The organism is Bradyrhizobium sp. 22, from assembly GCF_000482425.1.
Classification (GTDB): Bacteria; Pseudomonadota; Alphaproteobacteria; order Rhizobiales; family Xanthobacteraceae; genus Bradyrhizobium; species Bradyrhizobium japonicum_B.
The window spans coordinates 1,612,862-1,638,137 of sequence record NZ_KI519399.1; the positions used below are offsets into that span (position 1 = coordinate 1,612,862).

General features: G+C 65.7%; 23 protein-coding genes. 8 read left to right on the top strand and 15 right to left on the bottom strand.

Features of this window, described 5'->3' with window-relative positions; genetic code table 11:
• Positions 1-24: 24 nt before the first annotated feature.
• On the top strand, positions 25-1,551 hold the full coding sequence (locus K410_RS0108995; protein WP_028134539.1) for a hypothetical protein: 1,527 nt from the start codon (positions 25-27) through the stop codon (positions 1,549-1,551).
• 23 nt (positions 1,552-1,574) lie between these two features.
• A complete protein-coding gene (locus K410_RS40305) occupies positions 1,575-1,739 on the top strand; it encodes a hypothetical protein (RefSeq protein WP_196236002.1) in 165 nt (54 codons plus the stop codon).
• Positions 1,740-1,840: 101 nt separating this feature from the next.
• Here K410_RS40305 and K410_RS0109005 read toward each other — a convergent pair whose 3' ends face one another.
• Entirely contained in the window at positions 1,841-2,488 is a 648-nt protein-coding gene (locus tag K410_RS0109005; RefSeq protein ID WP_028134540.1) for a glutathione S-transferase family protein, read from the bottom strand.
• Between the two features lie 90 nt (positions 2,489-2,578).
• Between K410_RS0109005 and K410_RS0109010 the strand changes: the two genes are divergently transcribed.
• Positions 2,579-3,187: a TetR/AcrR family transcriptional regulator gene (locus tag K410_RS0109010; RefSeq protein WP_245269345.1), complete on the top strand. Its 609-nt coding sequence runs from the start codon at positions 2,579-2,581 to the stop codon at positions 3,185-3,187.
• Positions 3,188-3,202: 15 nt separating this feature from the next.
• Here the strand turns inward: K410_RS0109010 and K410_RS0109015 are convergent, their stop codons facing one another.
• The gene (locus tag K410_RS0109015; RefSeq protein WP_028134542.1) at positions 3,203-4,408 is read right to left on the bottom strand and encodes a CaiB/BaiF CoA transferase family protein; all 1,206 of its coding nucleotides are present in this window, start codon (positions 4,406-4,408) and stop codon (positions 3,203-3,205) included.
• A gap of 117 nt (positions 4,409-4,525) precedes the next feature.
• Entirely contained in the window at positions 4,526-7,537 is a 3,012-nt protein-coding gene (gene putA / locus K410_RS0109020) for a bifunctional proline dehydrogenase/L-glutamate gamma-semialdehyde dehydrogenase PutA (RefSeq protein WP_028134543.1), read from the bottom strand.
• Between the two features lie 113 nt (positions 7,538-7,650).
• Between putA and K410_RS0109025 the strand changes: the two genes are divergently transcribed.
• Positions 7,651-8,112 carry an Lrp/AsnC ligand binding domain-containing protein gene (locus K410_RS0109025; protein WP_028134544.1) on the top strand — a complete coding sequence of 154 codons (462 nt, stop codon included), beginning with the start codon at positions 7,651-7,653 and terminating at the stop codon, positions 8,110-8,112.
• Positions 8,113-8,284: 172 nt separating this feature from the next.
• Here the strand turns inward: K410_RS0109025 and K410_RS0109030 are convergent, their stop codons facing one another.
• From K410_RS0109030 to K410_RS0109045, 4 genes are all read right to left on the bottom strand, one after another.
• Positions 8,285-8,485 (bottom strand): cold-shock protein, encoded by a 201-nt coding sequence (locus K410_RS0109030; RefSeq protein WP_008563500.1) that lies wholly within the window; start codon positions 8,483-8,485, stop codon positions 8,285-8,287.
• 292 nt (positions 8,486-8,777) lie between these two features.
• Complete coding sequence (gene sorB / locus K410_RS0109035) at positions 8,778-9,086, bottom strand: SorB family sulfite dehydrogenase c-type cytochrome subunit (protein WP_028134545.1); 309 nt, start codon at positions 9,084-9,086, stop codon at positions 8,778-8,780.
• A 12-nt stretch (positions 9,087-9,098) separates the two neighbouring features.
• Positions 9,099-10,298 (bottom strand): SorA family sulfite dehydrogenase catalytic subunit, encoded by a 1,200-nt coding sequence (gene sorA / locus K410_RS0109040; RefSeq protein ID WP_028134546.1) that lies wholly within the window; start codon positions 10,296-10,298, stop codon positions 9,099-9,101.
• 326 nt (positions 10,299-10,624) lie between these two features.
• The gene (locus K410_RS0109045; protein ID WP_028134547.1) at positions 10,625-12,358 is read right to left on the bottom strand and encodes an adenylate/guanylate cyclase domain-containing protein; all 1,734 of its coding nucleotides are present in this window, start codon (positions 12,356-12,358) and stop codon (positions 10,625-10,627) included.
• A gap of 379 nt (positions 12,359-12,737) precedes the next feature.
• On the opposite strand from K410_RS0109045, the gene K410_RS36640 reads away from it, so the two are divergent.
• The gene (locus K410_RS36640) at positions 12,738-14,303 is read left to right on the top strand and encodes a glycosyltransferase family 39 protein (protein WP_080672221.1); all 1,566 of its coding nucleotides are present in this window, start codon (positions 12,738-12,740) and stop codon (positions 14,301-14,303) included.
• A 113-nt stretch (positions 14,304-14,416) separates the two neighbouring features.
• Here K410_RS36640 and K410_RS0109055 read toward each other — a convergent pair whose 3' ends face one another.
• Together K410_RS0109055 and K410_RS0109060 are read right to left on the bottom strand one after the other, a co-directional pair.
• Entirely contained in the window at positions 14,417-15,445 is a 1,029-nt protein-coding gene (locus K410_RS0109055) for a YcjF family protein (protein WP_028134548.1), read from the bottom strand.
• A complete protein-coding gene (locus tag K410_RS0109060) occupies positions 15,442-16,911 on the bottom strand; it encodes a YcjX family GTP-binding protein (protein ID WP_028134549.1) in 1,470 nt (489 codons plus the stop codon). Before K410_RS0109060 ends, K410_RS0109055 begins: the two co-directional genes overlap by 4 nt.
• Before the next feature lie 178 nt (positions 16,912-17,089).
• Between K410_RS0109060 and trhA the strand changes: the two genes are divergently transcribed.
• Complete coding sequence (gene trhA / locus K410_RS0109065) at positions 17,090-17,785, top strand: PAQR family membrane homeostasis protein TrhA (RefSeq protein WP_028134550.1); 696 nt, start codon at positions 17,090-17,092, stop codon at positions 17,783-17,785.
• A gap of 66 nt (positions 17,786-17,851) precedes the next feature.
• Positions 17,852-18,646, top strand: a complete 795-nt coding sequence (locus K410_RS0109070) for an SDR family oxidoreductase (RefSeq protein ID WP_028134551.1) — start codon at positions 17,852-17,854, stop codon at positions 18,644-18,646.
• A 72-nt stretch (positions 18,647-18,718) separates the two neighbouring features.
• Here the strand turns inward: K410_RS0109070 and K410_RS36645 are convergent, their stop codons facing one another.
• Entirely contained in the window at positions 18,719-19,195 is a 477-nt protein-coding gene (locus K410_RS36645) for a hypothetical protein (RefSeq protein WP_155253307.1), read from the bottom strand.
• Between the two features lie 158 nt (positions 19,196-19,353).
• Positions 19,354-19,815 (bottom strand): MarR family winged helix-turn-helix transcriptional regulator, encoded by a 462-nt coding sequence (locus tag K410_RS36650; RefSeq protein ID WP_080672222.1) that lies wholly within the window; start codon positions 19,813-19,815, stop codon positions 19,354-19,356.
• A 74-nt stretch (positions 19,816-19,889) separates the two neighbouring features.
• Between K410_RS36650 and K410_RS0109085 the strand changes: the two genes are divergently transcribed.
• On the top strand, positions 19,890-20,666 hold the full coding sequence (locus tag K410_RS0109085) for an SDR family NAD(P)-dependent oxidoreductase (protein WP_028134552.1): 777 nt from the start codon (positions 19,890-19,892) through the stop codon (positions 20,664-20,666).
• Between the two features lie 204 nt (positions 20,667-20,870).
• Here K410_RS0109085 and K410_RS38360 read toward each other — a convergent pair whose 3' ends face one another.
• From K410_RS38360 to K410_RS0109105, 4 genes are all read right to left on the bottom strand, one after another.
• Positions 20,871-21,365, bottom strand: a complete 495-nt coding sequence (locus K410_RS38360; protein WP_080672139.1) for a phage tail protein — start codon at positions 21,363-21,365, stop codon at positions 20,871-20,873.
• A 168-nt stretch (positions 21,366-21,533) separates the two neighbouring features.
• Complete coding sequence (gene mdlC / locus K410_RS0109095; protein ID WP_028134553.1) at positions 21,534-23,156, bottom strand: benzoylformate decarboxylase; 1,623 nt, start codon at positions 23,154-23,156, stop codon at positions 21,534-21,536.
• A 146-nt stretch (positions 23,157-23,302) separates the two neighbouring features.
• On the bottom strand, positions 23,303-24,154 hold the full coding sequence (locus K410_RS0109100; RefSeq protein WP_028134554.1) for an HTD2 family dehydratase: 852 nt from the start codon (positions 24,152-24,154) through the stop codon (positions 23,303-23,305).
• A 14-nt stretch (positions 24,155-24,168) separates the two neighbouring features.
• Complete coding sequence (locus tag K410_RS0109105; RefSeq protein WP_028134555.1) at positions 24,169-25,272, bottom strand: CaiB/BaiF CoA transferase family protein; 1,104 nt, start codon at positions 25,270-25,272, stop codon at positions 24,169-24,171.
• Positions 25,273-25,276 lie beyond the last annotated feature (4 nt).

The window sequence follows — 25,276 nt, forward strand, 5'->3', positions numbered from 1 at the left end:
TCCCGGCGCGGTGTTACCTAAGGCATGAGCCGCGCGCTGCGAATTCTCGTTGCTGCCGCCGTGTTGCTTGGCGGCGCCGCCTCGTCGTCAGCCGCGGAGACCGCACAGCTGACGCGCGGCACGGCCATCACCGATCCTGATCTGTTGCGCAAGCTCGACGACGGCGACGTCCTCACGATCGCGCGCCTGCTGGCGCCGGAGCGCAAGGCGGACCGTCCGCTGACGACCGACCGGCTGTTCGCGGCGCTGCCGCAGCTCAAGGACATTCCCCCCGCGATCGACGCGGAGCTCGAGCGCTACATCGCGAGGCAGAAGGCGGCTTGGCCGACCGAGACCATCGGCACCGGCGAAGGTTTCGACGTGCAGCTGTTCGATCGGGCCAATCTGACATCGCCCGACACGCGCTTCGTGCTGGCCGGCGTCGTCAATCGCATGGACCGCGCCTATGTCGCCGAAGAATCTTGCGGCGAGATCCGGCTGATCTACCGGCTCGCGCGGTTCGGCGGTGGCAAGCCCGCGACGCGCCTGCCGATGACGTTCAATCTGGTGATGAAGGCGCGGGATGCGCGCCGGACGGAGGGGAATGGCAAGCCGCTCACCTGCGCCGAGATCGCGCGGCGCTGGCTCGACAACGGCAATTGGCAGGAGCTGATCCGCGGCCGGGACGATGCCATGCTCGACCGCATCGAGACCAACATCCAAATCTCCGTCGCGCCGAAATCGGCGCTGCACGATTTCCGCTCCGACTATCTGCTCAAGGTGTTCAAGTATGACGCCGCGACGAAGACGTTCGCGGAAGCGGTGCTGGAGAACCAGATCGACCGCGACCGCATCCTCGCCGACCAGGCGCTCCGGCGCGATTTCAAGCACTGGCTGCTCGCGCCCGGGAATCTGCGCGAATTCGATCGCGGCACGGTGCTGATCCCGGAAAGATTCCTGGCCAAGGCTGCGGTGGTGCCGACGCCCGCCGGCCTGGACGCTTCCGCGCTGCAGCCCGAGTTCGGCATGGTGCAAGGAGAGGAGAAAGGCGAGGGCGGCGGCGACCCGGTCTTCACCGATGACGACGTGGTCGGCGCGCTGAAGCAGGCCGCCGCACGCGGAGACATGCAGAACATCCGCTCGGTCGCGGGCTTTCAGCGTCGTCTCAACGACGTCACCTGCTCAGGGTGCCACCAGACCCGCGGCATCGGCGGCTTCCATTTTCCTGGCGTCGACTGGCTGGCTGGCAAGCCGTCCAACGCGGCCATCGTGCCGGCCTCGCCGCATTTCGTCGGCGATCAGCTGCGTCGCCGCGACATCCTGACCGCCTTTGCCGCGGGCAAACGTCCTGATTTCTCACGCGGATTCGCCAGCCGGCCGCAGACCCGCGGCAGCCGCGAGCTCGCCGGAAGCGAGTATCAGGACGGCTGGGGCGCGCATTGTTCCCTCGAGGATGCGGGATCGGGAACGCCAGACAAGAGTTTTACGTCATGGAACTGTGCTAACGGTCTCAGCTGTCAGGCCGCCGCGGCCTCGCGCCGCATCGGCATGTGCTTCATCAAGACGCGTTAGCCAACAAGCGATTTGGATGATTCATGACGGATACCGGCAACGCCAACAAGGCGCGCAATCGCCAGATCGCGCAGAACGAAGAAGCCAAGCAGGTCGCCGGCAGCGCCCGCGTCAGCGTCTGGGCGATCGCGATGGCCGTCGTCGTCGGCGGCATCCTGTTCACGCTCGGCTGGCTGTCGCTGCGGTAGGATCTCTGTCGACTGAGTCTCGGAGCGAGCCGCGCGATTCGCCTGGCCCCGCTTGCGGGGAGAGGTCGACGCGCGAAGCGCGGAGAAGAAGAGAGTGCCGCTCACTTGGCGTGGTTCGTCATCCGCCTGCCCGGTAGCAGCTCGTACGCCGGCTTCCAGCCGGGCAGGGCGGCGATGCGGCCGAGCCAGGCGTGGATGGCGGGATGGCTGGCCGCGAAATCGAAGCCGTGCTCGTCGCTCGGATAGTGCAGATAGGCCATCATCGAGATATCGGCGACCGTCGGCCTTGCGCCGATCGCGAAGTCGTTGTGCTGAAGATGCCCGTCGAGAATGCCGAGGAAATCCTCGAGCCGGCGGCGAAAATGCTTCAGCACCTGCGGATCGTTCTTCTCGGTGAAGGCGCGCATGAAGCGGTAGGTCGCCATGTAGCCGGTGAGCTTGTGGTTGTCCCAGAACAGCCAGCGCAGCAGCTCGAAGTTTTCGTCCTCGGTCTCGGCGCCGAAGCGGCCATATCGCTCGGCGAGCCTGAGCAGGAGCGGCGCGGTCTGCGTCATCTTCACGCCGTCGATTTCGAGCACGGGAATCTCGCCCATCTCGTTCACCGCCTTGCGCCATTCCGGCGTGCGCGTGACACCGCCGGCAAAATCGGTCCAGATCGGCTCGAACGTCTCGCCGCACAGCGTCAGCATCAGCGCGAGCTTGTAGCTGTTGCCTGACTCGGGGAAATAGTGGAGGCGGTAGCTGGGCATTGAACGCTCCTTGCCTTCGGCGGCCTGGACGACGATATTACATATGATCCGCACAACAGAACATTTGTTCTGTCGTTGGTCAAGAGCTGGATGCTGGGCCGGATGAGCAGGGATTCAAAAACAGAGTCGGGCGAGCGCGAGCGATCCCTGATGCAGGCGACGCTGCGCATCATCGGGCGAGATGGGCTGGACGGCGTGACCCACCGGGCGGTCGCGGCCGAAGCCGGGGTTTCGCTCGGTGCGGTCACGCATCATTTCGGACCCCGTGATGCGCTGGTAGAAGCGGCGCTGCAGTTTGCTCTGGCGCGCGAGGTCGGCCGGCTGCGTGCGTTGGCCCTCGGCCTTCAGGATAAGGCATTCGAGGTCGAGGCCTGGATCGATGCGCTGGTCGACTTCTATGTCCGGGAGCTCGGCACGGACGCCGAGACGCATATCGCCTGCTATGAAGCTTTCCTGGCTGCCGCGAGGCAACCCTGCTATCGGCCCGTGGTCGCCGAGTGGTTTGACACGTGGCGGCAGAGTGCGGAGCTTGCGCTGAAGGCCGCGAAGTCGCCAAACCCACGCCCTCACGCCGAGTTGTTCGTCTCGGCGTTGATCGGCTTGCTGTTTCGTCAACTCGCCACGCCCAGGGCCGGCTTCCGCCGTGAGGCGAAGGCGGAGCTGTTGGAGCTGGTGGGCGGCTTGCTCGCGCGGAAGTAACGCCGGCGCGCCGGCCTATCCCACCGCTCCGTTCGACCGAAGCTGCTTGATCGCCCCCTCGTCGTACCCCGCAGCGCGCAAGATCTCGTCACTGTGCTCGCCGACAGCGGGCGGCTTGCGCGGCTGCACCTTCTTGGCGCCATCGATCCAGATCGGGCTGTTGATGGTGAGCATGGTGTCGTTCTCGAACGGCACCAGCACCTCGTTGTCGAGCATCTGCTTGTCGTTGGGGATGTCGTCCAGAATAGCGACGACCCCGAACACCAGGCCATTGCCGTCGAGGATTTTTCGCCATTCGGCGAGATCTTTCGTCGCGAAGGTTTCGTCCAGGATCTTGATCAGCTCGACCGAGCGGGCGTGACGGTCGGCCTTGGTGACGAAACGGGGATCATTGATCAGATCCTCGCGCCCCAGGCATTTGGCCAGCGTCGGAAACTGCTTCTCCTCGTTCAGCAGCGACAGGATCAGCCAGCGGCCGTCCTTGCACTGGTAGTGATTGGCGACCGCGTTCAACGCGCGTTCGCGCGGGCGCCGTTCGCCGAACTTGGCGCCGCACAGCTTTGCCTGCGCTAGCACGCTCGCCGCCCATACCCCGTTCGCCATCAGATTGGAGGCGACATGCGAGCCCTTGCCGGTCTTCTCGCGCTGATACAGCGCGGTGACGATGGCACCGTAGAATGCCATGGCGCAGGGATGGTCGCCCATGCCGGCGACCGAGCGCGCCGGCGTGGTGTCGGTGTCGGCGCGGACCAGATCCATCAGGCCGGAGCGCGCCCAATAGGCGTTGCTGTCGAAGCCGGGCTTGTTGGCCTCCTCGCCCTTCTCGCCATAGCCGGTGAAGGAAGCGTAGATCAGCCGGTCGTTGAGATGAGCGAGATGATCATAGGTGATGCCGAGCTTGGCCCGCACCGGCGGCGGCATGTTGGTGATGAAGACGTCGGCTTCGGCCACCAGCTTGTACAGCACGGCCTGCGCCTCCGGCTTGGCGAGGTCGAGCGCGATGCTCTTCTTGTTGCGGGCTTCCAACAACCAGGCGAAATTGTGCTCGCCGGTCGGATAGCCCGGCAGGTTAGGCAGATTGCGGTAGGGATCCCCGGCGCCGGGTGGCTCGATCTTGATGACATCGGCGCCGAAATCGGACAGCACGGTTGCGGCCGCGGGCGCTGCGATGAAGCTCGCGCAGTCCAGAACCTTCAGGCCCGAAAAGATGCCCTTTTCCATCGCGGCGTCGCTCCCTCAGCTCTTGTCGTTTCCCGCGCGCTGGAATTGGCGCGGGCCGGTGGTGGGAGCCATTAGACCGATGTTTTGCAGGGATGCAACGGCGCCAGGCGCAGGGCCTCACTCCTCACCCGCAAGCAGCGCCGCATTGCCGCCGGCAGCAGCGGTGTTGATGGTCACTGTCTGCTCGGTGGCGAAGCGCGCGAGGTAGTGCGGGCCGCCGGCCTTGGGGCCGGTTCCAGAGAGGCCGTTGCCGCCGAACGGCTGCACGCCGACCACGGCGCCGATCATGTTGCGGTTGACGTAGATGTTGCCGACCTGGGCGCGGTCGATGATGGCTTCGATCGTGTCGTCGATGCGGGAGTGGATGCCGAGGGTGAGCCCGTAGCCGGTGCGCTCGATGGCAGCAAGCACGCGCGCGAGGTGTTCCGCACGATAGCGCACCACATGCAGGATCGGGCCAAAAACCTCCTCGGTGAGCTGGCCGGCTTCCTTGAGCTCGAAGATGTGCGGTGCGACGAAGCAGCCCTCCGGTGCGTCGCCTGCAAAGTGCAGCTTCGCCTCGCTCTTCATCCGCGCGACATGCGCATCGAGGCGCTGCTTGGCCTCGAGGTCGATCACCGGGCCGACATGGGTCGCGACATCCGAGGGATCGCCGATCTTCAATTCGCGCGCGGCGCCCGCGATCATCTCGATCATGCGGTCGGCGACGTCCTCCTGCACGAACAGAAGCCGCAGCGCCGAGCAGCGCTGGCCGGCGGAGCGGAACGCGGAGGTGACGACGTCGTCGGCGACCTGCTCGGGCAGCGCGGTGGCATCCGCGATCATCGCGTTGATGCCGCCGGTCTCGGCGATCAGCGGCACGATCGGCCCGTCCTTGGCGGCGAGCGTCCGGTTGATCAGGCGGGCGACCTCGGTCGAGCCGGTGAAGACGACGCCGGCGATGTCAGGATGCGCGGTCAGCATCGCGCCGATCTTGCCGTCGCCGGTGACGAGATGCAGCGCGCTTCTGGGGATACCGGCCTCGTGCAGCAGGGCGACGGCTTCGCGCGCGATGCGCGGCGTCTGCTCGGCCGGCTTTGCCACCACGCTGTTGCCGGCCATCAGCGCGGCCGTGACCTGACCCAGGAAGATCGCCAGCGGAAAATTCCAGGGCGAGATCGCGGCGAAGACGCCGCGGCCGCGCATCGCGAGCGCATTGCTCTCGCCGGTCGGGCCGGGCATCGCGGTATCAGCACCGAACAGCTTGCGGCCTTGCGCGGCATAATAGCGGCAGAAATCCGCAGCTTCGCGCAGCTCCGACAATGCATCGTCGAGCGTCTTGCCGCCCTCGGCTTGCAGCAGCGCGATGAAGCGGGCGCTGCGGCTCTCCAGCAGATGCGCCGCCTGTTCCAGGGCCGCCGCGCGCGTGGCCGCCGGCGTCCGGCTCCAGGCGGCAAAGCCCCCGCGCGCCGCAGCGACTGCTGCATCGGTCTGATCCGGCGTGGCATCGGCGATGGGCTTGAGGTCCACGGCCGCGGCCTTCACATCGGCCAGCAATTGGTCGAGCGCGAGGCGCGCGCCGACTTCGACGCCGCGCGAATTGCGCCGCTCCGGCGCGAACAGGTCGGCCGGCAACGGAATCTTGGAATGGGCCGTCGCTTCCGGCCGGGCAGTGGCAACTGCCGGCCGCTGCAGCAGTGCCGTCACAGGCACGCGATAATCGGCAGCCTGCGCCACGAAGGAGGAGTTGGCGCCATTCTCCAGGAGGCGCCGTACCAGATAGGCCAGCAGGTCGCGGTGGCTGCCGACCGGCGCATAGGTGCGATAGGCGATGTCGGGCCGGTCCTTGGCGAGCTGCTCGTACAGCGCCTCGCCCATGCCATGCAGGCGCTGGAACTCGAATCCGCCGCTACCCGCGGCGAGCTCCAGCACGGTCGCGACCGTCAGCGCGTTGTGGGTGGCGAATTGCGGGAAGATGCGCGGCCGCAAGGCCAGCAGCTTCGTCGCGCAGGCAACGTAGTTCAGGTCCGTCATCGCCTTGCGCGTGAACACGGGATAGCCGTCCAGCCCGCGCTCCTGCGCGCGCTTGATCTCGGTGTCCCAATAGGCGCCCTTGACGAGGCGCACCATCAGCCTGCGGTCATGCGCGCGCGCGAGTGCGTCGACATGGTCGATCACGGCGCCGGCACGTTTCTGATAGGCCTGGATCGCAAGGCCAAATCCGTCCCAGCCTTTGAGCGAGGCATCGGCGAGCGTTGCTGCGATCACGTCGAGCGACAGCTCCAGCCGGTCGGCTTCCTCGGCATCGACGGTGAAGTTGAGGTCGTGGGCCTTGGCGCGCTGCGCCAGATCGAGCAGCAGCGGAACCAGCTCGGCCATTACCCGCGCGCGGCTGATCGCCTCGAAGCGCGGATGCAGCGCCGAGAGCTTGACCGAGATGCCAGGCCGGTCGGGGAGGGAATGAGTGCCTGCGGCCTTGCCGATGGTTTCGATCGCGCTGGCATAGGCATCGAAATAGCGCGTCGCGTCGGCCGCCGTACGCGCGCCTTCGCCGAGCATGTCGAAGGAATAGCGCGACTTCTGGCCGGAGCGCGGCTGAGCCCGCTCCAGCGCCTGCTCGATGGTCTCGCCGAGCACGAAATGGTTGCCCATCAGCCGCATCGCCTGGCGCGTCGCAGTGCGTACCGCCGGCGCGCCCAGTCGCTTGACGAGGCGGCCGATGGTGCCGTCCGGCGTCTCGCCGGGCTGGATCACCCGTGCCGACAGCCCGAGTGCCCAGGCCGAGGCGTTGACCAGGAACGCCGTGGACTTGGTCTCGTGGTGGATGAAGTCACCCTCGCCGAGCTTGTCCTCGATGAACTGGTCGGCGGTGCGCGCGTCGGGCACGCGCAGCAGCGCCTCGGCCAGCACCATCAGCGCGAGGCCCTCCTTGGTCGAGAGCGCGAACTCCCGCAGCATGTCCTCGACGCCACCAAGATTCCCTGCGAGCCGGTCGTCGCGCTTGCGGATTGCCTCGATCAGCCGGGTCGCGGTCCGGTCGATCCGTGCCTCCTGCGGCGGGGCGAGATGCGCCGCCGGCAACAGCTGCGCGGCAAGCTCGGCATCGTCCGGCGCGTAGGGGGCGGCAAAGGGAGGCGGGATGTTCGGCATGGCGTGTCCTGTGGCTGAATTCAGGATAATGCCCGCGTGACCGCAGTTCGATAGACAATCTAGCTCATTTGCCTTAGAAAATGAAGATTGACACCAAAATAGCCTCAGAAGATATGGAACTAGATCGCGTCGACCGGAGAATCCTCTCGATTTTGCAGGAGGATGGACGGATCGCCAATGTCGACCTCGCCGAGCGCATCGGGCTGTCGCCGACCTCGATCGGCGAGCGGCTGAAGCGCCTGCAGCGCGAGGGCTTCGTCGAGGGCTATGGCGCGCGGCTCAACCCGCATCGGCTGGGCCTTGGCCTTCTGGTGTTCGTCGAAGTGCTGCTCGACAAGACCACCCCCGACAATTTCGAACGGTTCGCGCGCGCGGTGAAGCTCGCGCCTGAAGTTCTGGAGTGTCACATGGTTGCCGGCGGCTTCGACTATCTTGTGAAGGCGCGGCTGGCAGACATGGCGGCGTATCGACGCTTTCTCGGCGAGACCCTGCTGGCGATGCCGGGCGTGCGCGAGACGCGGACCTATGCGGTGATGGAAGAGATCAAGCGCGACGCACCGTTGCCGGTGGGCTGACGAAATGCCGTCGCGATTGTCATTGCTGTGGCGTTGAACGTGCGGTCTTCCCGGGAAAAATAGCTATCCTCGTGCAATCGCAACGCCTGTCGTCGAATGCACTGGCCGTCTTCTGAAATTTGCTTGGCCCGCTCCCGGAAGGTGTTCCGGGAGGCAGCAAAGGCTGGCGGGCTTATACTTTGAGGTTCTCTGCGGAAGTCTTGCCCCGGTTTGCGATCTCTTCGTATTCCACCGTCTGTCCCTCGTTCAGGGTCGACAGACCGGCCTTCTGCACTGCCGAGATATGCACGAACACATCCTTGCCTCCCGACGCAGGCTGGATAAATCCATAACCCTTCGTCGGGTTGAACCACTTGACCGTACCTTTAGCCATCACGACTTCTCCGCGGGTCTTCCTCCGAAATCTCCGAACCGCCAGTCCCCGCCAACCGGCCGGTTCGGTCCTAACAGGATACGCGGAATGTGGCGGGCTTGGTAGCTCAAACCACATCGGCATTTCGCCGAATTCCGCTCAACTTCGCGGCGCTTTTGCCGGTTTTGCCCGTTTCGCGGTCAAATGGCCCGCACGCCGCAAACCATGCTGCGGAAGAGGGAAGAGCGGCGGTTCTTGCTGACCCTCCCCCTCCATGGGAGGGTGTCAGAGCAGTTGCGCCTGACGTCTGCCTTCAATAAGTGGCGGCCAGGTAATCGACGATCTTGCCGACATCCGCATCGTCGATCGGTGCGCCATAGACCTTGATCATCTTGGTCACCTCGGCCTGCCAGAAGCCCTTCTTGTCCTTCATCGGCGGCTGCGTCTTGATGTAGTCGGCCGAGTGGCAGGCGCTGCAATTGCCCTTGACGACTTCGAGACCGGGGCCCGGCTCGAACGCTGCGACCTCATCAGGGGTCTTGTAGTTGACCGGCGCGGCAAGTGCCGAACCCATCGCGGCGGCAAGGCCGAGCGAGACGGCGAGGAGAACGGTGCGCTGCATGATCATTCTCCCTCAGGCCACGGTCACGCGGGTGGTTTCGACGACGTTGCGCAGATAACCCGCCGGGTTCCAGCGCGGCGTGTCCGGCTGCGTCTCGCCGCCATTGCCGGTGGCGCGCACCTTGAGCTCGACATTGCCGGCCGCGAGCTTCACCGGCAGCCTCCATTCGCGGAAGGCGTATTTGCCGAGATCCTTGCCGAGCTTGGCGCTCGTCCAGCTCTTGCCGCCGTCGGTGGAGACCTGGACCTCCTTGATGCCCTTGCCGCCGTCGAAGGCGATGCCGCGCAGCGTCGTGCGGCCGGCCTTCAGCTTGGCACCGTCAGCCACGCTGGTGATGAAGGAGCGGATGGTGAAGCGGTTGATTGGGATGGTCGCCTTCGGCGTGGTGCCGGGCTCGATCGAATTGTCCGGTGTATCCGGAATGCGATAGGCCGACTTCATCCAGAAGCCGTCATAGACATTGTCGATGACGGTGATCTCGTTGAGGTGCTTGACCCAGTAGGTGCCGAAATAGCCGGGCACGATCAGGCGCAGCGGGAAGCCGTTGAGGAACGGCAGATCCTCGCCGTTCATGCCATAGGCCAGCATCACCTCGCCGTCATTGGCGTGATCGACGTCGAGCGCCTTGACGAAATCGGGCGTCTTGTCGCTGACCGGTCCGTCCATGCCGCCAAACGTCACCTGCTTGGCGCCACTCTGCACGCCGGCCATCGCCAGCACGGACTTCAGCGGCACGCCGCGCCAGCGCGCACAGCCCATCGCCCCGTTGGCGAGCTGGCCGCCGGCGACGCGCGGCTCGAAGAAGCCGCGGCTGTTGCCGGAACATTGCGCGACGGCGACAATCTCCGTCGCCTTCATCTTCCGGATGTCCTTCAGCGACAGCTTGAGCGGCTTGTCGACCTTGCCCTTGACCTCCAGCGTGAACTTGTCGGGATCGAGATCGTAGGGCAGGTCGGAGAGGTGATAGCGCACGAAGAACGCGTTGTTCGGCGTGATCGGACCGTCGTTGAAGATCGCAAACGGCGTCTCGAGCTGCGGCGGCCGGCTGGTCAGGCCGATCATCGGCCGCTTCTGCGGGTATTTCACCAGCGGCCGTTCGCCATTGGCGAACGGGAGTGTGACGGTGTCGAGGGCCGCCGCCCTCGTGGAATTCAGTGTGGCCGCAAGTGCGGTCAAGCCCGCTCCCTTGAGCAGGTCGCGTCGATCGAACATCCTCGTCTCCTCCCGGAGCTTTCTTCCGTCCGCGGTCATCACCGCCGACCTGCGCTCATCTGTCGCAACGATCGGAACGAAGTCAATTCGTGCTTTCGCAGCTGGCCCATGCCGCTGCGTCGCAGCAGACCGGTGTTACGCCTGTGACGAGATTGAACGAAAGTGTAGCCGCGACGGCAGTGTGTTCCCTCGCCCCGCTTGCGCGGAGAGGGTTGGGGTGAGGGGGAGTCTCCGCAAGGGAGGAAGCAGTTGGACTCGCGGAGAGGCCCTCTCACCCGCCGCGCTGCGCGCGTCGGCCTCTCCCCGCAAGCGGGGAGAGGCGAACATCACGCCGCGACGCGCTGGCTGCGATCGACCAGCGCCGCCAGCTCCCTCGCATCCGCCACCACCCGCACGGCAAGCGGCTCGTCGCGGCCGCGGATCGCGACCTCCTGGTGCGGCAAGGCATCGTCGGCCAGGCCCGCGCTGCGGCTGATCTCGTCCGACACGATCGCCTCGCAGCCCAGCGTCTTGGTCATGTCCTGGAGGCGGGCGGCGACGTTGACGGCATCGCCCAGCGCCGTGAACACGATGTGATCGCGATAGCCGATGTCGCCGATGATGACCTCGCCGCCGTGAATGCCGATGCCGAAGCGGATCGGCTGGCGAAGATCATGGCTCAGGAGCCGGTTCAGCTCGTCGAGTTGGGTGGCGATGCCGCTTGCCGCCTTCAGCGCCTGCCGGCAGGCGGTTTGCGGGTCGGCCGTGAGCCCGAACAGCGCCAGCATGCCGTCGCCGACGAACTGGTTGGGCTGGCCGCCATTCTCGATCACGGCCTGCGACACCGCGCCGAGGAAGCGATTGACGATGAACACGGTGTCGAACGGCAGCCGCTTCTCGGCGAGCTGCGTCGAGCCGCGCATGTCCACGAACAGGCTGACGAGATAGCGCTCCTGGCCGATGCTCGCCGGCGCCGAGGCATGCGCGGTCGCCGTCGTCGCTTGCGGGGTGAAGAGCTGGAAGAAGGAGAGGTCCGACGTCGGCCGCAGCTGGCAGGCCAGCCGGATCGAGGGATCGTTGGTGCCGACGCGCGTCAGCACGAAGGCTTCGCGCTGCGACGGCTCGGGCAGGGCGGCATGATCGCCGATGATGCGGATGCGGCAGGTCGAGCAGCGGGCCCGGCCGCCGCAGACGCTGGCATGCGGCAGATTGTGGCGCAGGCTCGCCTCCAGCACCGAGAGGCCCTTGGGAACCCGCACCGTCTTGCCGTTGCCGTAGGACAGCGCGATGACGCCGCCGCGCCGCTCGCGCCAGGCGCGCACGCCGCGCGCCGCCAGCGCCAGGCCCACCAGCCCGAAATAGGCGATGGTGAAGCCGCCGGTGATGCGATCGAGCGTCGCGGCCTCGGCCGAGGTGCCGACCTGGCGCCGGGTGAGATTTTGCGCCCGCCACTCGCCGTCTTCGGCCTCGATCACGACGCTGCGGCCGCCCTGATAGATGCCGAGCAGCGACAGCGTCGGGATCAGCACGGCGGCGGCGAGCAGATAGGGGGCGGCACGCGTGAAGAACGGTTTGAGGCGCAGCCAGAAATAGATGCCGATGCAGCCATGGACCCAGGCGATCATGAGCAGGATCGTCATCTGCCAGAGCCGGCCCGGAGCGGCGACGAAGAACAGGTAGAGCTCCTGCGGGTAGAGCTTCTGGTGATCGTACAGCGTGTAGCCGAGCCGCACCCCGACCACGTGGCCCATGACCAGAGCAGGGATGCTCAAGCCCAGCGCGAGCTGCAGCGGCTCGGTCGTCCGCCAGCGGAACTGGCGGCGCTGATAAAGCGCGTAGATGCCGAGCCCCATATGCGTCAACGCGGCGGTATAGAACACGATCGCGACGGGCAGGAACTGCCAGAACAGGATGTGGTAGGTGACCCCGGCCTCCATGGCCTCGACCGAGATATTGCCGAGCGCATGGTTGAGGAAATGGCTGATCACATAACAGAACAGGATCACCCCGCAGACGAGCCGCACCTGCCGCACGCTGGTCGCGCGGACGAGTTCGGACATCTGTGCAGCAGCGGTGACCATGATTCGATTCTATCAGCTCGGAAAGCAGAACGGCCAGCCTAGCGTTTAATTCCCGGGGGTGACAGGTCACATGCGCGGCAAGCCCCACTGTCGTCCCGGACCAGCGCGCCCCCAGGCGCGCGCAGATCCGGGACCCATAGCCCCAGGGAGATATTTGGGGCTGGCCGGCAACCACGAATCTTCGCCAAACTCCTCCCTGTGGTTATGGATTCCGGGTCGCGCTTCGCTTGCCCGGGACGACACCCAGGGGCTCCCCGCATTGACTCCCCCTCCCGGGTTGGCGAAAAGCGCGGCCGTGACGATCGCTGCCGATATCCCTGTTAAGCCAGACGGCGCCGAACGCCGTCTCATCCTTGTTGCCGTGCTCATCATCGCCGCGATGACACTGCTGCGCATCGTCTACGCCTCCGCGATCGAGCTGCGCACCGACGAGGCCTATTACTGGACCTGGTCGAAGGAGAGCGCGCTCAGCTTCCTCGACCATCCTCCGGGCATCGCCTGGCTGATCCGCCTCGGCACCGCGATCTTCGGCGACACGCCGCTCGGTGTCCGCTTCGGCGGCATCGTCGCGATGCTGCTGACGCAGCTGTTGCTCGCAGACATGGTCCGCCGCCTCACCCATGATGTGCGCGCGATCGTGCTCGCGGCGCTGATGCCGGAGGCCGCGCTCTATTACGGCCTGCTGATGGCCAAGGTCGCGCCCGACGTCGCCATGATCCCGTTTGCGGTGGCGATGATGTGGTCACTGGTGCGGTTGTCGGAGAGCGGCGACGGACGCTGGTGGCTGGCGGCCGGCCTGTTCGCCGGCCTCTCGATGCTGTCGAAATTCACCGCGATCATGTTCGCGCCGGCGGTTGCCGCCTTTCTGCTGGTGCCGGATTGGCGTTGGCGCTGGCTGCGCAGTCCCTATCCGTATCTCGCCGTGCTGGTTGCCACCCTCGTGTTCTCGCCTGTGCTGGTCTGGAACGTGCAGCACGACTGGGCCTCGTTTCGTTTCCAGGGCGTGCGCGCCACCGCCAATTACGGCATCTCGCTAAGGACGCTCGGCGATTACATCGGCCTGCAGTTCGGCCTGGTCGGCTTCGTCATGCTGCCGGTGGTGCTGACCGGGCTGGTGCTGACGGCGTGGCGCGGCTATCGCACGCGCGAGCCGGTCGCGATCCTGTCGTCGACCGCGGTGCTGGTGCCGTTCCTGTATTTCCTCGCGAAGTCCACCACGCTGCGGGTCGGCGATACCTGGCCGATGTTCATGTGGCCGGTCGGCTTCGCCGCTGCTGCCGTGAACCTCGTGGCGATGCTGAAGGAGGATTGGTCGGCGCGCATGCTGAGATCGTCGCTGTTCTGGGCGAGGACCGCCATCGTCTCCGGCATCGCCTTCGTCGTCATCGTGTTCCTCTATTACGTCGCCGCCCCGTGGAATCTGCTCGGCAGGATCGACCCCATCGGGGCCGAGGCCGGCTTTGAGCAGGTCGCCGCCCGCGCACAGGCCGCGCTGGACGAGACCGGCGCGACCTGGATCGCCACGACGGATTACCGCACCTACGCCATGATGCGCTGGCTGTTCAGGGGGCGCGTGCCCGTCATCGAGATCAACGAGCGCGGCCGCTTCCAGGATTTTGCCGATCCCGGCATGGACCGGATCAAGGGCCACGCCGGCATCTATGTCGGCCGCGAGCCGGACAATCGGTTGTCGCTTTGGGAGAACATTCCGGCGAAACGCGAGCAACTCGCGACGGTGGAGCGCCGCTGGCGCGGCCTCATAATGGATACCTACGCCATTGAAAAACTTTCCGGCTGGACCCCGGAGCTGTCACCACCCAAAGACTCGCCGCTGTTCCAATGGAAGGTGCTGGCGGGGGAATTCAGCGTGAGACTTGCACATTTTCTCTTACCCTCCCCTGGAGGGGGAGGGTCGATCGCGCGCAGCGCGAGCGGGGTGGGGTGATCTCTCCACGCGAGCAGTGTTCGAGACGGAGAGGCTGTCACCCCACCCCGTCTCGCATCGCTGGCGCGCTGCGAGCCGACCCTCCCCCTCCAGGGGAGGGTAAGGAAGCGCCGCTACTCCTCATCGTCCTTCTTCCGCAGCAGATCCGTCGCCAGATCCGACAGCTTCGGCGGCGGCAGTGCGGCGAACGGCAGCGGGCGCGTGACGTCGATCGCGGCGAGGCCGAGCCGCGCCGTCAGCAAGCCGTTCAGCACGCCTTCGCCGAGCCGCTGCGACAGCTTTGCCGCGATGCCGTGGCCGAGCACCTGCTGCACCAGGCTGTCGCTCGCGGCCATGCCGCCGGTGATGGCGAGATGGGCGATGACGTGGCGCAGCAGGCGGATCATGCCGAGCGCGCCGGGGCGGCCGCCATAGAGAAAAGCGAGCTGGCGGATCAGGCGCAGCGCGGCGACGAACACGAACAGCACGTCGATCGCGGCCCGCGGGCTCACCGCGGTCACGATCGAGACCTTCTGCGCGGCCGACGACACCAGCCGCCGCGCCTCCGCATCGAGCGGCGACATCAACTCGCGCTCGGCGAGCCGGATCATGTCGGCGCCGTCGATGATCTCGCCGGTGTGGCTCTCCAGCGTGGCGCGGGCGCGCGCGAGCTGCGGGTTCTGGTGCGCGATCTTGAGCAGGTCCTGCACGATCACGCGGCTCTCCTTGCGGTCGTCGCTGGCAAGGACGGCGGCTGCGCGCTGGTGCAGTTGCTCGATCGTCGCAAGACGCGCGAGGCCGAACGCTTCGCGTCCGATCACCACGGCCAGCGCCAGCGCGGTGACGGAGGCGAAAGCGAGGCCGACGAAGCCGAGCGTTTCGCTCCGCGCGAACAGATCCTCGATCAGATGGACCACGGCGAGCCCGGTGCCGAGCAGCGTCAGCCCGGCGAGCCCCGACCAGAACAGCGCGCCCCAGGGAAAGCCGCGCCGTGCGGGAACGGCGGCCGCGATCGGCACCGGCAGCGCCTGCGGATCGTGCTCCGGCGTGATCTGGATGGTGGCGCGGCCGAGCCGCGCCGTCTCGTCGGCTTCGGTGACGACGACGCCGGGATCGTCGAGCCGGAACGTCGCCGGCCGCCGTGGCTTCGATCGGTCGTTCATGCGAGCTTGTCTCCGATCAAGAACTGCAGGGCGCGGTCGAGGCGGATGTGCGGCAGCGTCGGCGGCTCGGTGCCGTCGCGCTCGAGGCTAGGCGGACGGAAGCGCAGGAAGCGGAAATCGCTTCTCTCGGCGGCCTCGGTCGCAAGGCCGCGGAACGCATCAGTGCCGTTGAACAGCGGCTCGGGATCCAGCGGCAGGTCGCCCGGAAAGGTTGCCACTTCCGTGTTGCCATCGAAGAACTCGCCGCCGGCGCTTTCGCCTGCGGCGGGCGTTCCCAGGATCGACGGCAATTTGTCGCGGCCGCGCGCGACCTGCGCTTCCCTCGTGGCGCGCACGGCGGCCAGCGCCACCACGTCGATGGTGGCACCGGTACTTTCCGCGCGCGCTACGGCGCCCGAGACGGCGCGGCGCAGCACGGCCTCGAGCCGGTCGTGGCTGGAATGATGCAGATGGTCGGCCTTGGTCGCCGCGAACAGGATGCGGTCGATGCGCGGCCGGAACAGGCTGGAGAGCAGGGTGCTGCGGCCGATGTTGAAGCAATCGAGAATGCCGGCGAGCGCGGCTTCGAGATCGTGCAGCGCCTCGGGGCCCGAGTTGAATGCGGCGAGCGCGTCGGCCAGCACGATCTGGCGATCGAGCCGGGCAAAATGATCGCGGAAGAACGGCCGCACCACGACGTCCTTGTAGGCCTCATAGCGGCGCACCATCATCGCCCACAGCGATCCGTCCGATGCCTGCCCGCCCACGGGCACGTCAAGCGGCGCGAAGGTCAGCGCCGGCGAGCCTGCGAGATTGCCGGGCATCAGGAAGCGGCCGGGCGGCAAGAGGCTCATGGCGAAGCGCTCGTCGCGGCAGGCGCGCAAATAATCGGTGAAGAGCTTCGCGGCGGCGAGCGTCGCCTGCTCATCCTCGCGCGCGTCGGGCTTGAGCGTTGCGAGATGGGCGTGCCATTCGCCCGCAAGATGCGCGCGCGGCGCCTCGCGCGACAAGGCCAGGCTCTCCGCCGACCATTGCTCAAAACTCTTCTGCAGCAGCGGCAGGTCGAGCAGCCATTCGCCGGGATAGTCGACGATGTCGAGCGTCAGCGTGCGGTCGGCGCCGTTCGGGCGCTGGTAATCGATGACGAGCCTGAGCTCGCTGATGTCGACGGTCGAATTCGGCCAGCGCCGCTCCTCGACCAACGCGCGCAGATGGCTCTCATAGGCAAAGCGCGGCACGGCATCGTCGGGCTGCGGCGCCAGATGCGCCCGCGCGATCCGGCCCGAGGCATAGGCGTCGAACACCGGAAACCGTCCGCCGCGGGTGAGGCCGTGGACCAGCGCGGTGATGAACACGGTCTTGCCGGCCCGCGACAGGCCGGTAACGCCTAACCGCACCGTCGGGTTGAAGAAGTGCTCGCCATAGTCGATCAGCGCCTGCGCGGACAGCCGCGCTTCTTCGACCATATCCTGGAAACTGAATGCCATCTGAACGTTAGAGGATCCGGGGCGGGAGGAATGTGCGGCCGTTCACAAAAGTGGCAATTGCGTGAGGAAAATCAAGCTCCATACTTCCACCGCCTTTGTCGGAGAATCAGCCGTTTGAACGACGCGCCGATCCCGAAACACCCATAGCAGAGGGCACTACCTCTTTTTGCGGATTGCCATGACCGTCTTCCAACTGAAACAGCTTGCATCCAGCTCTGTCCACGCCGCGGCCGACGCGATGGGCTGGCACTACGACCGCGCCGAGCTCATCGCCGACGGCATCGTCCACGCGATCGGAGTGCTCGCCGGCATCGTCGCGGCCACCGTGCTGGTGGTGCTGACGGCGATCTATGCCGACGCGACCGACGTCGTCGGCGTCTCTATCTACATCGCCGGCCTGCTCTCGATGCTGGTGCTGTCGGCGACCTATAATCTCTGGCCGGTGTCGCCGGCCAAGTGGCTGCTGCGCCGGTTCGACCATTCCGCGATCTATCTCCTGATCGCAGCGACCTACACGCCGTTCATCCTGGAGGTGAAGGACAGCGGCTTCGCGCTGGTGCTGCTCGCCGGCGTCTGGTGCGTGGCCATATCAGGCATCGTGCTGAAGCTTTGCTACCCCGGACGCTTCGACCGCGTCTCGGTCGGCATTTATCTTGCGATGGGCTGGAGCGGGGTGATGCTCTACGACGCTGTGGTCCGGGCATTGCCGGCGCTGGCGCTGGGCTTCATCCTGGCTGGCGGACTGCTCTACAGTTTCGGCGTGATCTTCCACGCCTGGCGGCGGCTGCGCTTCCAGAATGCGATCTGGCACGGCTTTGTCTTGGCCGGCGCGGCATGCCATTATACCGCGGTGCTCGACCTCGTGTTGAGCTGAGCAAGCTCCGCGCCGCGGAATAAGTGCGCGCGGTGTCAAGCGGTATGAGACAAGAGGAGACGTCGCATGCAGGTGACCGGCAAGGTCGTGGTCGTCACGGGCGGCGCAAACGGTATCGGCAAGGCGTTGTGCGAGGCGTTTCACAATGCGGGTGCGGCCAAGGTCGTGGTCGCGGACATGGATGCCGCCAACGCCAGGGCGGTCGCCGCGATGGTGGATGGCGCCGCCTTCAAATGCGACGTCGCGCAGGAAAAGGACATCGCGCATGTCATCGAGGAGACCGAACGGCAGTTCGGGCCCATCGACCTGTTCTGCTCCAATGCCGGGATCGGCGGCGGTTTCGATCCGATGTCGGAGAATGCCGGCGGCGCCTCCGACGAGCCGTGGCAGCGCAGCTGGGCGATCCACGTCATGGCCCATGTCTACGCGGCGCGGCATCTCGTGCCCCGCATGAAGGCGCGCGGCGGTGGCTATTTCCTCAACACCATCTCGGCCGCGGGTCTGCTGTCGCAGGTCGGCAGCCCGGCTTATTCGACGACCAAACACGCCGCGGTCGGCTTTGCCGAGAATCTCGCGATCTCGCACAAGGCCCACAATATCAAGGTGTCGATCCTCTGCCCGCAGGGCGTCGACACCAACATGCTGCGCTCGATCCCCAAGGGTCCGCAATCCGGCGACGGCGACCTGACGCCCGAGCAGGTCGCCAAGGACGTGCTCGCCGGCCTCGCGCAGGAGACGTTCCTGATCCTGCCGCACCCCCAGGTGCTCGGCTACATGCGCAAGAAGACCGAGAACTACGACCGCTGGATCGGCGGCATGGCCAAGATCCAGGCCAGGATGCGCGAAGAGTTCGGGAAGTGACAGACTACGATCTCGCGACTGCCTAGAATCACAACTACGACGCTCGGCGGCCGCAGGCTTAGTTGCGAGGAACTATTTCTTTCTCCGTTTTCCTTCGCTGATCACATGCCGTATCTTAAATTGATCTGCCGTCGCTCCAAACATGGCATAGTAACTTTGATGCTCCGGATTTAAGAAGGCGTCCTTTCTTGCCTCAAAGAATTCCCGATTGTACCAATTGACTCCGAAATAGATCGTCATCCCCTCTCGCCAGGTCATTTGCCAGTCCCACAGTATTCTCTGATCTGGTCGAGCCCTAAGACGTTCATCCGACCAACGTAAGAGGCGTACACATTGACGAAGGTCACGTTCGTTGTTGAACGTGATTTGTACTTCCGATCTCGCATATGGCTTTCTTGGCGGCGCGCTTGGGTCTTCGCTGCCCTCGAGTATCTGCACCCGCTCTGAGCGTCCCTTCTTCAATAGCTTATCTAGCTGAGCATCGATGTCAGGAAGAAGGTCGTCACCGATCCTTAGGATGTCGCCTTCAAAATTTCGATTTTCCACCATTGCAATCTCCTGATAAAACAACCAAAGGTTATTATCGGGGAGCAGCAACTACAAATACTTTTATGAGGATTTTCCCGGCGCGACGACTTGTCTCATACCTTGGGCCATGGATCGTAGGGCGATCCCTTATGCGTTTCGATTGGCTCCGCGAGCGCAAATCACCCGGCTAATTCAGCCTCGCTCCCCACCCGGCTCGCCCGCAGCGCCCGCGCATAGAGCATCATGCCCTCGCGTACCTTGCGCTGCTCCGCTTCCGTCAGGGTCGCCAGCGCGCCGCGCACCTGCTGCCGGCCGAAGGCATGCAGCGCTTCCAGCGTGCGGCGGCCCTTCGCCGTCAATGACAACAGCTTGCTGCGCGCATCCGCCTCGTCCGGCGTCTCCCTGAGCTCGCCGCAATCGATCAGCTTGCGCACCATGCGGCTGACGCTGGATTTCTCCAGACGCAGGAAGTCGCCGAGCTCGCCCGAGGTCATGGGACCGCGGATGCCGATCTCCAGGATGGTGTGCACCGCCGAGGGCGGATAGTCCGATGCCGCAACCGTCGCGTCCATGAAGCCGAGCTCGCGCACCATCAGGCGCGAGGCGGCGCGGATATCGTCGATCAGCGAAAGTTCGGCCATCTTGACTCCCGGCATATAGTTGTACCATACAACTATATGGGCGCAACAATGCGCGCAAGTGTCTGGAGTGCGCGATGAGCGGGACTTTGCCGGCAGGTCAGCGGATGAGCGGCAAGGTCTGCCTCGTCACCGGCGGCGGCAGCGGCATTGGCCGCGCCACCGCGCTACGCATGGCGTCCGAGGGCGCCGAGGCGATCCTGGTCGCGGGCCGGCGCGAGGCCGAGATCGAGGCAACCGCCGTCTCGTGCCGCGAGCTCGGCGCGAACGCGATCGCGATTCAGACAGACATCACCAAGGAAGACGACGTCGCGCGCCTCGTCGGCACAGCTGTCGCGCGTTGCGGCCGGCTCGACGTTGCCTTCAACAATGCCGGCTTCCAGGAGCGCCGCGCGCCGCTGGAAGAACAGGGCACGGAGATCTACGACAACGTGTTCGACACCAATGTCCGCGCGCTGTTCCTCTGCCTGCGTCATCAGCTGCCGGCGATGCTGGCACAGGGGCGCGGCAGCATCGTGGTCAACGCCTCGGTCAGCGGCGTGCGCAATCCCAATCCCGGCTTCTCGCTCTATTCGGCCTCCAAGGCCGCCGCGATCTCGCTGACGCGTTCGGCGGCGCTGGAGAACGCCCCGCGCGGCATCCGCATCAACGCCATCGCGCCCGGCCGTGTCGTCACCGACATGATGCTGCGCGCCGGCGTCGGCGACGTCGCGACGGTCAGCGCCGGCCTGCCGCTGCGGCGGATGGGAAGTCCGGAGGAGGTTGCGGAGGCCGTGGTGTGGCTATCGTCGGACGCGTCATCGTATGTCGTCGGGCATGTGCTCGCGGCGGACGGGGGCTTCCTGGCGTCGTGATGACGTAGCCTGGATGGACGGAGCGCAATCCGGGGCCGGCTCGCTTGTGGCAAGATCCCTGGATTGCGCTCCGCTCAATCGGGGCTACGACGCTACATGCGCAAGAAGACGGAGAACTGCGATTGTAGGATCGGCGGCATGGCCAAGATCCACGCCAAGATACAGGAAGAGTTCGGGAAGCGGGGCGGCGGACTCGACGCCGCGCTAACCCGCGCGAAAACGGATTAGAAAGTTCACGGTAAGGCTGGGTGGCATGTTGTTGTGGGCCTTGCCTCCGCCAACAGATTCGGTCGATCCCGTCGTGGCGCCGAAGAGGCCATTATCCCGTCGCGTGTGGTCACCATCGACGCCTGTGTAAGCCGGCGTTCTATGGGCGTGACTTGGGATTTCGTCGATGGTGAGAGTGTGTGCTTCCTCACCCACAGCTTCACCTAATTTGCGCGCTGACAGCCCGTTTGCTGCAGCAGCATTCGCGCCGATCGGTGATCGCGCGCGAAAATCCGGAATGAAAAAATTCTCAGGAACGCTGACTTGGCCATGACCATAATTGGATCCGATCGCTGCAAACAGCTCAGGAAACTTGGCTCGCGAGAGAGAGCGTCCATCGCATACCAGCCAGCCGGCCTGTTCAAGCTTCTTCTCGATAGAATCGTTCAGTTGACCTGCCCATATCACGACTTCTCCGGCAACAGGCAACATGGCAATCTCCTTTGATAATATACTGCGATGCACAATCAAAATCGGATTAAGCAACTAAAGATTGTTTCAACTTGCCCGTAAAGTCTAGTCCTTTTGCGCAGACGTCAAAGGTACGCGGAGAGCGGAAGCAGGAGGCTTTGACGGCGGCGTACTACAGCCTATGCGCGTTTAGCTTTTCTGCCCGTACAGCACCGGCACCGCGGAATCCACGACGACCTCGACGAGGCTCGTGCCCTCGAACGCCATGCCGCGCTTCAGCGCCTCGCCGAGCTCCGCGGCCTTGCTCACCCGCACCGCATGGCAGCCCATGCCTTCGGCGAGCCGCACGAAATCGATTCCCGGCAGCTCCAGCCCGGGCACGCCCCGCACCTGCATCACCTGGCTGAAGGAGCGCATCGCGCCGTAGCCGGAATTGTTGATGACGATGACGGTGAGCGGCAGCTTGCGCTGCGCGGCGGTCCACAGCGCCTGGATCGAGTACATCGCCGAGCCGTCGCCGATCAGGCAGATCGTGCGCTGCTTCGGCTTGCCGAGCGCCATGCCGACCGCGGCGGGCAGCGAATAGCCGAGGCCGCCGCTCGCCATGGTGTAGAAACTGTCCTGGCCGGGCATCGGCATGAACTTCTGCATGGCCGGCCGGTGCGAGGGCACTTCCTCGACCAGCGACGCCCCATCCGGCATCGCTTGCGACAGCGCGTGCAGCAAAAATTCGACCGGCAGCGGATCGGCGGCCTGCGGTGCCGGCGGCAGGGTGCGGCCCTTCGGTGCCGCGCGCTTGCTCTCCGGCAGCAACTCGAGCAGCGTGGTCAGCGCCGGCTTCATCGTCGCGATGATGCTGGTGCCGACCGGCGTCACCGCGGCGGCATCCGGATCATCGGTGATCTGAAAAATGGTCGCCCCGCCGTCGAAGATTGCGGCATGGCCCTCGACATGGAAGGTGAATACCGGCGCGCCGATGACGACGACGAGGTCGTACGCGCGCAGCGCGTCGGACAGCTGCGCCGGCGAAGCGTGCAGGAAGCCGGCGAATTGCGGGTGACGCTCGGGGAAGGAGCAGCGCGCCGAGAACGGGCTGACCCAGACGCTCGCCTTGGCCTTTTCGGCCACGCGCACCATCAACTCCACCGCGCCGGCGCGGTCGACGCCGGGGCCGACCACGAGGGCAGGATGCTTTGCGCTGGCGAGCGCGGCCACCAGCGCCTTCATCGCGTCAAGCTCGGGGCCGATCTCGCGGCTGACCTTGCGCGCTTCCACGGGGGCGGTGGCGTGAGCCCAATCATCGATCGGGATCGACACGAAGGTCGGCCCGCACGGCGGCTGCATCGCGGTGTAATAGGCCCGCGCGATCGCGGCCGGAACGTCCTCCGGCCGCGCCGGCTCGACGCTGTACTTGACGTAGGGCCGCGGAAACTCCGAGGCGCGCTCGGCATAGAGGAACGCTTGCAAGGGCAGGATCGAGCGCGCCTGCTGGCCGGCGGTGATCACCAGCGGGGTCTGGTTGCGATGCGCCGTGTAGATGTTGCCGAGCGCGTTGCCGACGCCGGCCGCCGAATGCAGATTGACGAAGCCGGCATTGCGCGTCGCCTGCGCGTAGCCGTCGGCCATGCCGACGGCGGACGCCTCCTGCAGCGCCAGCACGTAGTCGATGTCGTCGGGCCAGTCGGACAGGAACGGCAGCTCGGTCGAGCCGGGATTGCCGAACACTTTTTTGATGCCGAAGGCGCGCAAGAGGTCGAGCGTCGCCTGCTTGACGGTGACGGACTTGCTGCCGGTCTTGCCGTTCCTGGCCATTGGTTTCCGTCCCTTGTTGTTGGCTGGCGCGGTATCGACCCCACCGTCATTGCGAGGAGCTCTTGCGACGAAGCAATCCAGACTATCACCGCGGAGGGATTCTGGATTGCTTCGCTACGCTCGCAATGACGGAAAGCGAGCGGAGCTCACCACACCGCCGTGCCCTTCATCGTCGGCTGCCCCTCCGCGTTCGCGGTCCACAGCTCCATGCCCGCCTCTAGCTCGTTGGCATTGACGGAGAACTCGCTGCCCTCGAACAGCGGCTGCAGCCCGCGATAGGTGAACTTCTTCGGCGCCTTGCCGCCGCGCAAGCGCGCCGCCATCTCGATGATCAGCGCCGCCTGCAGCGGGCCGTGGAAGATCAGGCCCGGATAGCCCTCGACCTTGGTGACGTAGTCGCGGTCGTAATGGATGCGGTGGCCGTTGAAGGTCAGCGCGGAATAGCGGAACAGCAGCACGGGATCCGACACATGTGTCTCGCGGTGCTGTGCCTTCGGCGGTGGCGGCGGAGCTTTCGTGGTCGCCGGCGCGCTGCTCGTCATCTCGCGATAGACGATATCCTGCCGCTCGCGGATGGCGGTGCCGCGCGGCGAGGAAATGCTGTGCTCGACCGAGACGAAGCATAGTGTGCCGGTCGAGCCTGACTTCACCTGGACATCGGCGATGCGCGAGGTCCGGGTCGATTCGTCGCCGACGCGCAGCGGCTGCAGGAACTCGATCTCGCCGCCGGCCCACATCCGGCGCGGCAGCGGCACCGGCGGCAGGAAGCCGCCGCGGGTGGGGTGGCCGTCGGGGCCGAGCATCGACATCGGAAACACCGGCTGCGCCAGGCACCAATGCACCGTGAACGGCGCGGCGTCGCCCTTCCTGGGCTCGCCGACGTCCTGGAACAGCGTCGCGCGCAGACCCATGACGAGCTGCGCGGTGACGATGTCGGTCGCCTCCGTGCTGCGGCCGATCCATTGCCGCAAATGATCGATGTCGAGCTTCTCGGTCATGATGCCTCGCTCTGCTATTTCCTGGCTTGGGGCTTTTCGCCGATCGCGGGCACGGCGCCATAGTTGCGCGTCTCGCCGACGACGATCGGTGCCGGCGCGGGATAGCTGACACGTCCCTGCGGCGTGTCGACCTCGATGCGGCGCAGATGCGGATGCTTGGCAAGATCGGCCATGGTGTTGACCTCGGCAAAGGCGATGTCGGCATCGGACAGCCGCTTCAGCAGTTCGTCGCGCGTCATCTTGCCGAAGGCGTCCGCGACCGTCTGGTCGGTGAAGTCGCGATTGCGCACGCGCTCGACCATGTTGGCGACGCGCGGATCGGCCGGCAGATCCGGTTGATCCAGCACCTTGGCGCACAGCGTCTTCCACTCGCGCTCGCTCTGGATCGAGATCAGGATGTCCTTGCCGTCCTTCGACGTGAACACGCCATAGGGCGCGATCGAGGGATGGCGCAGGCCCATGCGCTTGGGCGGATTGCCCGCTTCGGAGTTCAGCAGCGGCACGGTGCACCAATCCGCCATGACGTCGAACATGGAGATGCGGATGTCGGCGCCCTTGCCGGTGCGCCCGCGCGCGATCAGCGCTTCCAGGATCGCCGCATGCGCGGTGGCGCCGGTGGCGACGTCGACGATCGACATGCCAACGCGCGAGGCGCCATCAGGATTGCCGGTGATCGAGGCCAGCCCGCTCTCGGCCTGGATCAGGAGGTCATACGCCTTGCGATGCGCGTAGGGACCCTCGTCGCCATAGCCGGTGATGGTGCAGGAGATCAGCTTCGGATAGTCCTTCAACAGCCGCTCGCGGGAGAAGCCGAGCTTGTCCATCGAGCCGGGCTTGAGGTTCTGGATCAGCACGTCGGCGCTTGCGATCAGCTTTTCCAGCTCGTCGCGGCCTTCCTTCGTCGTGAGATCAACCACCGCGGATTGCTTGCCGCGGTTGAGCCAGACGAAATAGCTGCTCTGGCCTTTGGCCGCCGCGTCATAGCCGCGGGCGAAATCGCCCTCGGGCCGCTCGATCTTGATCACCTCGGCGCCGGCATCCGCCAGGCGCGAGGAGCAGAACGGCGCCGCCACCGCCTGCTCGACCGCAATCACCCTGATCCCGTCAAGTGCTCCCATGATG

Excerpts from the sequence above, each read along its gene's own strand:
- mdlC (WP_028134553.1), bottom strand. The coding sequence starts at position 23,156 with ATGGCCAGGAACGGCAAGACCGGCAGCAAGTCCGTCACCGTCAAGCAG.
- K410_RS0109100 (WP_028134554.1), bottom strand. The coding sequence starts at position 24,154 with ATGACCGAGAAGCTCGACATCGATCATTTGCGGCAATGGATCGGCCGC.
- K410_RS0109010 (WP_245269345.1), top strand. The coding sequence starts at position 2,579 with ATGCTGGGCCGGATGAGCAGGGATTCAAAAACAGAGTCGGGCGAGCGC.
- sorA (WP_028134546.1), bottom strand. The coding sequence starts at position 10,298 with ATGTTCGATCGACGCGACCTGCTCAAGGGAGCGGGCTTGACCGCACTT.
- K410_RS0109055 (WP_028134548.1), bottom strand. The coding sequence starts at position 15,445 with ATGAACGACCGATCGAAGCCACGGCGGCCGGCGACGTTCCGGCTCGAC.
- K410_RS0109030 (WP_008563500.1), bottom strand. The coding sequence starts at position 8,485 with ATGGCTAAAGGTACGGTCAAGTGGTTCAACCCGACGAAGGGTTATGGA.
- K410_RS0109005 (WP_028134540.1), bottom strand. The coding sequence starts at position 2,488 with ATGCCCAGCTACCGCCTCCACTATTTCCCCGAGTCAGGCAACAGCTAC.
- K410_RS0109015 (WP_028134542.1), bottom strand. The coding sequence starts at position 4,408 with ATGGAAAAGGGCATCTTTTCGGGCCTGAAGGTTCTGGACTGCGCGAGC.
- K410_RS0109025 (WP_028134544.1), top strand. The coding sequence starts at position 7,651 with ATGGAACTAGATCGCGTCGACCGGAGAATCCTCTCGATTTTGCAGGAG.
- putA (WP_028134543.1), bottom strand. The coding sequence starts at position 7,537 with ATGCCGAACATCCCGCCTCCCTTTGCCGCCCCCTACGCGCCGGACGAT.
- sorB (WP_028134545.1), bottom strand. The coding sequence starts at position 9,086 with ATGCAGCGCACCGTTCTCCTCGCCGTCTCGCTCGGCCTTGCCGCCGCG.
- K410_RS0109070 (WP_028134551.1), top strand. The coding sequence starts at position 17,852 with ATGCAGGTGACCGGCAAGGTCGTGGTCGTCACGGGCGGCGCAAACGGT.
- K410_RS36645 (WP_155253307.1), bottom strand. The coding sequence starts at position 19,195 with ATGGTGGAAAATCGAAATTTTGAAGGCGACATCCTAAGGATCGGTGAC.
- K410_RS0108995 (WP_028134539.1), top strand. The coding sequence starts at position 25 with ATGAGCCGCGCGCTGCGAATTCTCGTTGCTGCCGCCGTGTTGCTTGGC.
- K410_RS0109060 (WP_028134549.1), bottom strand. The coding sequence starts at position 16,911 with ATGGCATTCAGTTTCCAGGATATGGTCGAAGAAGCGCGGCTGTCCGCG.
- K410_RS40305 (WP_196236002.1), top strand. The coding sequence starts at position 1,575 with ATGACGGATACCGGCAACGCCAACAAGGCGCGCAATCGCCAGATCGCG.
- K410_RS0109045 (WP_028134547.1), bottom strand. The coding sequence starts at position 12,358 with ATGGTCACCGCTGCTGCACAGATGTCCGAACTCGTCCGCGCGACCAGC.
- K410_RS0109085 (WP_028134552.1), top strand. The coding sequence starts at position 19,890 with ATGAGCGGGACTTTGCCGGCAGGTCAGCGGATGAGCGGCAAGGTCTGC.
- trhA (WP_028134550.1), top strand. The coding sequence starts at position 17,090 with ATGACCGTCTTCCAACTGAAACAGCTTGCATCCAGCTCTGTCCACGCC.
- K410_RS36650 (WP_080672222.1), bottom strand. The coding sequence starts at position 19,815 with ATGGCCGAACTTTCGCTGATCGACGATATCCGCGCCGCCTCGCGCCTG.
- K410_RS38360 (WP_080672139.1), bottom strand. The coding sequence starts at position 21,365 with ATGTTGCCTGTTGCCGGAGAAGTCGTGATATGGGCAGGTCAACTGAAC.
- K410_RS36640 (WP_080672221.1), top strand. The coding sequence starts at position 12,738 with ATGACACTGCTGCGCATCGTCTACGCCTCCGCGATCGAGCTGCGCACC.
- K410_RS0109105 (WP_028134555.1), bottom strand. The coding sequence starts at position 25,272 with ATGGGAGCACTTGACGGGATCAGGGTGATTGCGGTCGAGCAGGCGGTG.